The organism is Comamonas sp. B-9 (assembly GCF_000410635.1).
Classification (GTDB): Bacteria; Pseudomonadota; Gammaproteobacteria; order Burkholderiales; family Burkholderiaceae_C; genus Comamonas.
The window spans coordinates 1-1,787 of sequence record NZ_KE148546.1 but is presented as its reverse complement, the minus strand read 5'-3'; the positions used below and the strand labels follow the sequence as shown (position 1 = coordinate 1,787).

2 protein-coding genes are annotated in these 1,787 nt (G+C 67.2%); one reads left to right on the top strand and one right to left on the bottom strand.

The window, feature by feature from the left end; translation table 11 throughout:
* The coding region (gene lysA, locus H928_RS30740) for a diaminopimelate decarboxylase (protein ID WP_239644925.1) at nt 1-1,202 on the bottom strand (1,202 nt) is incomplete at its 3' end.
* A 133-nt stretch (nt 1,203-1,335) separates the two neighbouring features.
* Here lysA and H928_RS0109225 point away from each other — a divergent pair.
* Nucleotides 1,336-1,787 (top strand): LysR family transcriptional regulator (locus H928_RS0109225; RefSeq protein ID WP_148293107.1); only part of this gene is annotated, 452 nt, incomplete at its 3' end.

Here is a 1,787-nt window from a genome sequence, read left to right as displayed (position 1 = left end):
CGGATAAGGCGGGCCTGGCCGTTGTCGACCAGCACCTCAGCGGCCAGCGGGCGGCTGTTGTAGTTGCTGGACATCGAAGCGCCGTAGGCACCGGTGTCGTGGATCACCAGCAGGTCGCCCACTTGTGCATCGCCCAGTGGACGGGGCAGCACCACGCCGGATTCGCCCTGGGTGAAGACATCCCCCGATTCGCACAGCGGACCGGCGACGACGGCCTTGCGCTGCACTGGCAGCACGCCGGCGCCACGGCGCTGCACATGCATCGCGTGGTAGCTGCCGTACATCGCCGGGCGCATCAGCTCGTTGAAGCCGGTATCGACCAGCACAAAGTGGTTGCTGCCAGCATCCTTGGTGGCGCGCACCGTCCCCAGCAGCACGCCCGATTCGGCGACCAGGTAACGGCCGGGTTCCAGCTCCAGCCCCAGGTGGTGGCCCACCAGTGCCTCGGCCTGCTTGCGCGCGGCATCCCAGAGGCCAAAGTAGTGCTGGGTGTCGATGGTGGCGTCGCCGTCCTTGTAGGGGATGGACAGGCCGCCGCCGGCCGAGATGGCCTGCAGGCGGTGGCCGGCCGCGTGGGTGCGCTCGACCAGCTGCACCATCGCGCCGCAGACCTCTTGCAGGTGGCCGTAGTCCACGCCCGAGCCAATGTGCATATGCAGGCCCACCAGCTGCAGGCCGCGCTCGGCGATCACCGCCAGCGCCATCGTCAGATCGCTGTGCCAGATGCCGTGCTTGCTGTGCTCGCCGCCGGTATTGGTCTTGTTGCTGTGGCCATGGCCAAAGCCGGGGTTGATGCGCAGCCAGACCGCATGGCCGGGCGAGGCCTGGCCCAGCTGGTGCAGCATGTCGATGGAGCCGGCATTGACGGGGATCTGGTGCTCGACCACGGTGGCCAAGGTGGCCTCGTCCATCACATCGGCGGTGAACACGATGTCGGAGGGCTCGCCAAAGCCGCCCTGGTAGCCAGCCGCCAGCGCGCGCAGCACTTCCCCGCGCGAGACTGCATCGACCTTGACGCCTTGCGCCCGCATCAGCTGCAGCACATGGATATTGGAGCAGGCCTTCTGGGCAAAGCGCACCGTATCAAATGCCTGCAGCTCGGCAATGCGCCGGCCGATGGTGGCCGCGTCATAGACCCACAGCGGGGTGTTGAAGTCATCGGCCAGCTGCCACAGCAGATCGGGGGTAAAGGGGTTGCTCATAGTCGGTGTGCCAGGGGCAGGGAATCAAAGGAAACAGGCTGCCAGTGTGCCCGGGCTGGGGTATTTGGTCTAATGCTTATTTATCGGCATGTCATTCATAATGGATATGTCTAACTCGTATCGCTTACCAGCCATGCCCCGTTCGCCAGCCCCCGTCTCATCCGCTTCCGATCCCTCCCGGGAGCCCAGCCCCTCAGCACCCCGGCTGCAGCACCGCCATATCGAGGTGTTCCGCGCCGTCATGCTGGCCGGGGGCGTGACCGGCGCGGCGGGCCTGCTGTTCAGCTCCCAGCCGACGGTTAGCCGCGATCTGGCCCGCATGGAGCAGCTGCTGGGCTACCCGCTGTTTGAGCGGGTGCAGGGCAGGTTGCGGCCCAATGCGCGCGCCTTGGCGCTGTGGGAAGAGGTGCAGCGCAGCTGGCAGGGCTTGGACCGGGTGATTGACCGGGCCGTCGCATTGTCACGCCCGCAGGCGGCGCGCATCAGTGTGCTGAGCATGCCCGCGCTCAGCCATGCGCTGCTGCCGGCAGCGCTGGCGCGCATGCAGCAGGCGCAGGGGCCGGTGGCGGTCAGCGTCGCCACCCA